We start from the raw sequence: 6,148 nt of genomic DNA on the forward strand, positions 1-6,148 counted from the left end.
CACCACGGCGCCCCCGCCCCCGAAAAGCAGCTACCGCACCCGCCGCCACACCGCCGGCACCGCGCTGAGCAGCAGGGTCAGCGCGATCGCCGCCACCACGCCCTGCCACGGCTCGGCGAACAGCGCCCCTCCGAGGACCCCGATCAACTGGTAGGTGGCGGCCCAAGCCAGACAAGCCGGCAGGTTCCCCCGGGAGAACCTCCGCAGCGGCCACTCGGCCAGCAGACAGGCCAGCATCACCGGGATGCGCCCCGCGGGCACCAGCCGGGACAGCACCAGCACCGCCACCCCGTGGGCGGAGAGCTTCTCCTGCGCCTGCTCCAGCCGGTCCTCCGGCGCCCGCGACCGGATGGCCTCCAGCCACCGCGACCCGTTCTTCGACTTCAGCCCGCGCCGCCCCAGCCAGTACAGCGTCGCATCGCCCAGGAACGCCGCCAGTGACGCCGTCACGAACACCATCGCCAGAGAGAAGGGCGGCGTCCGGTGCATGGCGACCACCGCCGCCGAACTCACCAGCGCCCCCGTCGGGATCACCGGCACCAGCGCCCCGGCCAGCACCAGCACGAAGAGCGTCGGATACCCGATCGCCTGCTGCGTGGACTCCGGAACCACCGACGCCGGTGTGACGGCCGACGCCGCGAGCAGGTACACCGGCGCCAGCGGCGCGGACCAATTCACGGCGCGGCCTTCACGCGCACGCTCTCCCCGTGCCCGAGCCGGTGCACCGCCACATCGGGCGCTTCCCGTGCAGCCAGCCGGACGAACTCCTCCCCCGGCGCGTGGAACTCGTGGGGGCGCACGGCGTCCATGCCGATCGGCCAGTACGTGCCGTAGTGCACCGGCACCGCACTGTGCGGCGCCAGCCGTGCCAGCGCCTGCGCCGCCCGGCCCGCGTCCAGGTGCCCCTCGCCCAGGTAGGGCCCCCAGCCGCCCACCGGCAGCAGGGCCACGTCGACCGGCCCGACTTCCTTCGCCATGTCGTCGAACAGCCCGGTGTCCCCGGCGAAGTACGTCCGGGCCTCGCCGGCTATGACATAGCCGAGGGCGGGGGAGCGGTGCGGTCCGAACGGCAGCCGCCGCCCGTCGTGCCGCGCGGGCACCGCCCGGACGACGATGTCGCCGACCGGGGTCTCGTCCCCGGGGGCCACCTCGCTCACCCGCAGGTGAGAGAGCCGGCGCAGACCCGGCACCGCCCGGCGCGCGCCCCGGGGCACGAGCAGGCGCGTGCCCTCGGCGAGCCGCATCAGCGACGGCACGTGCAGATGGTCGGCGTGCAGATGCGACACCAGCGCTACGTCCGCGCGCGGGGCGCCGGGGGGCGGCAGCGCTCCGCGCCGGCGCCGCAGGTGCGCGAGCCGGCGTGCGAACAGGGGATCCGTGAGCACGCGCACGTTCGAGTCCTCGACGGTGCAAGTGGCGTGACCCCACCAGGTGATCTCCACCGGCACTTCTTTGCCTCCTTCGCGCGACTCCCCCGAAGCCTACGTGCAGGAGTAGGGTCGGCGGCGAAACCGGAGGTGAGGGGGACGCCATGGTGCCGGTGCGGGTCACGGCGATCGCGAGTCTGACGCCGCTCGAGGAGCTGGACGACGATCCGTTCCTGGTCGACTCCCGCAGTCAGCACGCGATGTGCGCCCGCTGGGCCGCCGAGCGGGGCTACGTGGTCAGCCGGGAGTTACTGGTCCGAGGACTGCGACCCGACCACGGCGCCCTGTGGGACGGCGTCCGGCCCGGCCTCGACCTGTTCGTCGCGCCCAGCCGGCGGGTGCTGGAGAGCGCGCTCGCCTCCGTCGAGGAGTTCACCACCGAGTGCGCGCGGCGTGGTGTACGCGTCGAGACGGTGGGGCATGCGGAACCTGCGTACGACGCGGCGATGAAGGCCTGCGTGCACCGCCGGCTGTCGATGCCGACGGCCGGCTACGACGGCCGCTGACGTCCTTCCTCACCGGGGTGTGACCTGGGGACGAAACCGCCCGGCCGGGCGTTGAGACACTGTGGGGGAGGACCCGCGACGGCTGCGGGCCAGGGACGTGAGGTGGCTGGGCGTGCGGGGCGTGCGGTGGCGGCGGGTCGCGAGTCAGGTGGGGCGGAGCGTCGCCGTGTGGGCGGTCTCCACCGTCACCATGCTCCTGCTCGCCGGGATCCTCCCGGACTTCCGGCTCCGCTCGGAGAACGGCGACAGCGCCACGGACATAGCCGTCACGGCGGCCTTCGGCGCCGGCGCCTTCGGTCTGCTGTCGGCCGTGGTGTGGCCGCTGCTCGTCCGGCTGCTGCTGCTCGTACCGGCGCTCGTACTGGGGCTGCTGGTGTTCTTCCTCAACGGCGCCCTGCTGCTGCTCGCCCTGCACCTCAACCCGGCCGAGCGCGGCGCCGCCGCGCCGGAGACCGCCGTCGTGGTCGCCGCCGTGATGTCCGCCGTGGCCTCCGCGACCGGTGCCGCCCTGGCCGTACGGGACGACGACGCCTACCGCCGCAGGCTGTACCGGCTCTCCGACCGCCGCCGCCGCTCCGGACCCCCGGCCCCCGCCGGCCCCGGCACGGTGTTCGTGCAGCTCGACGGCGTCGGCCACGACACCCTGCTCGACGCGGTCGGCAAGGGCCTGATGCCCACGGTCGCCCGCTGGCTCGACCAGGGCGACGGCGGCCGCCCCACCCACCGGCTCACCCCCTGGCGCACCGACTGGTCCAGCCAGACCGGCGCCAGCCAGCTCGGCATCCTGCACGGCAGCAACCACGACGTCCCCGCCTTCCGCTGGTACGAGAAGGACACAGGCGAGGTGGTCGTCTGCAACCGCCCGACCAGCGCGGCCGAACTCCAGCGCCGCGCCGTCGAGTACGCGGGGCACGGCGGGCTGCTCACCGTCGACGGCGCCAGCCGCGGCAACCTGTTCAGCGGCGGCGCCGAACAGCAGGCCCTCGTGCTGTCCATAGCGGCCCGCCGCCGCACCCGCGAGAACCGCTCCCGCGCGGGCTACTTCGCCTACTTCTCCGACCCGGCCAACGCGGTGCGCACCGCGCTGTCCTTCGTCGCCGAGGTGGGCCGGGAGATCGGCCAGTCCACCCGGACGCGCCTGCGCAAACAACGCCCGCGCGTCTCCCGGGGCGGCCTGTACCCCTTCGTCCGGGCCTTCGCGACGGTCGTCGAACGGGACGTCGTCGTCGCCGCGGTGACGGGCGACATGCTCGTCGGCCGCACGGCCGTCTTCGCCGACCTGGTGGCCTACGACGAGGTCGCCCACCACTCCGGCCCGGCGAGCCGCGACGCCCAGAAGGTCCTCGAACGCCTCGACCGCTCGCTCGCCCTGATCGAGAACGTCGCCGAGCACGCCCCGCGCCCGTACCGGATCGTCGTGCTGTCCGACCACGGCCAGAGCCCCGGCGAGACCTTCCGCTCCCGCTACGGCCTCACGCTCGGCGACCTGGTGCGGGCCGGCTGCGGCATGCCCGTGTCGCGCAAGGCGGAGCGCACCCGCAGCGGGGCGGAGGCCCGCGCCGCCGTGCGCGCCGCGTTGCGCTTCCCGGTCGCCGAAGGCGGCCAGCACCGCCCCGAGCCGGGCTCGGAGCCGATCGTGCTGGCCTCCGGCAACCTCGGCCTGGTCTCCTTCCCGGACGTCACGCACCGGATGAGCAAGGAGGAGATCGACGCCCGCCACCCCGCGCTGCTGCCGACCCTCGCCAACCACCCCGGCATCGGCTTCCTGCTGGTCCGCAGCGACCGGCACGGCGGCGTCGTCCTCGGCGCGTACGGCGCCGAGATCCCGCTGGCCGACCTCGACGACGAACCGGGCCCGCTCGCCCCGTTCGGCCCGGGCGCCGCCGACGCGATACGGCGCACGCACGCGTTCCCGCACACCGCCGACATCATGGTCAACTCCATCCACGACCCGGCCGACGGCGAAGTCCTCGCCTTCGAGGAGCAGATCGGTTCCCACGGCGGCCTCGGCGGCGCGCAGGGCAGACCCTTCCTGCTGTCCCCGCTCGGCGTCTCCGCTCCCGTCGCCCAGGGCGAGGAACTCGTCGGCGCCGAGCACGTGCACCGGGTCCTGCGGCGCTGGCTGCGCGAGTCGAACGGACCGCAGGTGCCGCTGGAGACCACCGAGGAGGAGCGCGCCGCCTGACTTCCGGCCGCGCCCACCCGGCCGCACGCTGCCAGAGGGCAGGTCCTCCGCGTGAGTTGAGCCGTAGTGTGATCGGATGGGGGACACGGGGCCCGGCGACGGGCCCGCACGCGAGTCCGCATGCGAAAGGAAGAACTCGTGGCTACCACGCGCTCCGCACACACGGTCTGGGAAGGCAACCTGCTCGAGGGCAACGGTGTCGTCACCTTCGACTCCTCCGGCGCCATCGGCGAGCAGCCGGTCACGTGGGCCTCGCGCGCCCAGGAGGCGAACGGCAAGACCAGCCCCGAGGAGCTGATCGCGGCCGCCCACTCCAGCTGCTTCTCCATGGCCTTCTCCAACATCCTCAACAAGGCCGGGACGCCGCCCACCAAGCTCATCACCTCGGCCGACGTCTCCTTCCAGCCCGGCGAGGGCATCACCGGCATCCACCTCACCGTCGAGGGCACCGTCCCCGGCATCGACGAGGCCGCCTTCCAGGCCGCCGCCGACGAGGCCAAGACCGGCTGCCCGGTCAGCCAGGCCCTCAAGGCCACGCCCATCACGCTGACCGCCAAGCTCGCCTGATCTGCCGCACACCCGTCGCGCGGGCCCGCCCACCAGGGCGGCCCGCGCGTCGTCGTCGGTTCACCACCCCCGGCCGGGGTATGAACCAGACGCCTCGAACCGCCCGGCCGGAAGGAACGCGATGCTGCCGGGAACGTCCCCGAACGCGACGGTGCTCGACTCCGCCACCCGTGACCGGACCCGCGTCCTGCTGCTGTTCAGCCTCTCCGGACGGCTGCGCCCCCGAGGCACCGCCCTCGGCGCCCTGGTCGACCGCTACGACTACGGCCGCTTCGCCTCCCACCTGATGACCAGCCAGGACGTGCTGCCCGTCCCGGTCCTCGACGAACACGTCACGCCCCGGCGGCTGCGGTTGCCGCACGGCGACCACGGCCTCGGCCTCGCGTCGCTGCGGATCCTCGTCGTCACCACGCCCCGCGGCGACGCCACCCTCGTCGTGGACTGCGCCTTCGCCGGCGAGACCACCGCCGGCGACCTCGCCGTCTGGCTGGCCACCACCTGCTTCGACCGGGAGCGGATCGAGCTCGACGACCGCCCGCTCCTGCACACCGTGGCCGCGCAACTCGGCGGAAGGCCCCTCGCCCTCGGCCAGAATGTGCACCAACTCGTCTTCCCCGGCGGCCGGTTACAGCGGGAACTGCTCAGCGCCGACGAGGCCCGCAAGGCGATCCTGCTGAACGAGATCGTCTACCGCGGCCGGATGCCGTGGAACCCCGCCACCCCCTACGACGAGCGCCTCGCCCCGCACCTCAGGAACCACGGCCTCACCCTGTCCGCCCTCGGGCGGGGCGTCTCCGTCCAGGCCGGCTGGGCCCCGCACGTGGAGAACGGCCTGGTCCTCGTCGCCGTCGGCATGATCTCCGCCCTGTCCGTGCTGCAGCGCACCCGGCTGGCGGCCTTCGCCATGATGAAGGCCAACGAACAGGCACCGGCCGACTCACCCACCGGGATCCGCTCCCTGATCTCCCGCCTCTCCGCCGGTGTCAACGAACTCCAGCTGGACCTGGCCTTCGGCGTCGAGGCCTATGTCGACAGCCTGCTGATCCCCGAGACGGTCACCGAGGCCTTCCAGTCCTCCCTGGGCGACGCCCTGGGCATCCGTGACAGCCTGGAGAACTCGGCCCGCATGGTCGAGCGTCTGACCTCGGTGATCAGCGCCCGCTCCGCCACCCTGGACGCCGAACTCGCCGAGCGCGACGACCGCCGCGACCGCACCGTCTCCGGCCTGGTCGCCGCGGCCACGCTGATCGCCCTGCCGCCGACGCTGCTGCTGGCCTTCTTCGGCGTGAACGGCACCGACGTCGACGACCACCGCTCCATCCTCGACCTGCGCGCCTACGGCACGGCCTACGCGCTGGCCTGGCTGCCCTTCGTCGTTCTCGTGCTGATCGGCTGGGTCCTCCTCGGACGGGTCCGCACCCGCTCCGGCTCGCTGCTGCCCGCCCCCGACGACACCTTCGCCC

The 6,148-nt window shown here is 73.7% G+C and carries 6 protein-coding genes; 4 read left to right on the forward strand and 2 right to left on the reverse strand.

Annotated features, from left to right (window positions below; translation table 11 throughout):
* Window positions 1–30 precede the first annotated feature (30 nt).
* The gene (locus K4G64_RS37690; RefSeq protein ID WP_221760374.1) at window positions 31–678 is read right to left on the reverse strand and encodes a VTT domain-containing protein; all 648 of its coding nucleotides are present in this window, start codon (window positions 676–678) and stop codon (window positions 31–33) included.
* Window positions 675–1,448, reverse strand: a complete 774-nt coding sequence (locus K4G64_RS37695; RefSeq protein WP_221760375.1) for an MBL fold metallo-hydrolase — start codon at window positions 1,446–1,448, stop codon at window positions 675–677. Before K4G64_RS37695 ends, K4G64_RS37690 begins: the two co-directional genes overlap by 4 nt.
* Before the next feature lie 83 nt (window positions 1,449–1,531).
* Between K4G64_RS37695 and K4G64_RS37700 the strand changes: the two genes are divergently transcribed.
* The 4 genes from K4G64_RS37700 to K4G64_RS37715 form a co-directional block, all read left to right on the forward strand.
* A complete protein-coding gene (locus K4G64_RS37700; protein WP_221760376.1) occupies window positions 1,532–1,933 on the forward strand; it encodes a hypothetical protein in 402 nt (133 codons plus the stop codon).
* 112 nt (window positions 1,934–2,045) lie between these two features.
* A complete protein-coding gene (locus tag K4G64_RS37705) occupies window positions 2,046–4,118 on the forward strand; it encodes a phage holin family protein (RefSeq protein ID WP_221760377.1) in 2,073 nt (690 codons plus the stop codon).
* Window positions 4,119–4,256: 138 nt separating this feature from the next.
* Window positions 4,257–4,685 (forward strand): OsmC family peroxiredoxin, encoded by a 429-nt coding sequence (locus tag K4G64_RS37710; RefSeq protein ID WP_030843761.1) that lies wholly within the window; start codon window positions 4,257–4,259, stop codon window positions 4,683–4,685.
* A gap of 121 nt (window positions 4,686–4,806) precedes the next feature.
* Window positions 4,807–6,148: hypothetical protein (locus tag K4G64_RS37715; RefSeq protein WP_221760378.1), on the forward strand; the 1,342-nt coding region annotated here is incomplete at its 3' end.

It is taken from the genome of Streptomyces sp. WAC04114 (genome assembly GCF_019733245.1).
Classification (GTDB): Bacteria; Actinomycetota; Actinomycetes; order Streptomycetales; family Streptomycetaceae; genus Streptomyces; species Streptomyces massasporeus_A.

What these genes read in the sequence shown, in the direction of transcription:
- K4G64_RS37700 (WP_221760376.1), top strand. Translation starts at nt 1,532, where the DNA reads ATGGTGCCGGTGCGGGTCACGGCGATCGCGAGTCTGACGCCGCTCGAG.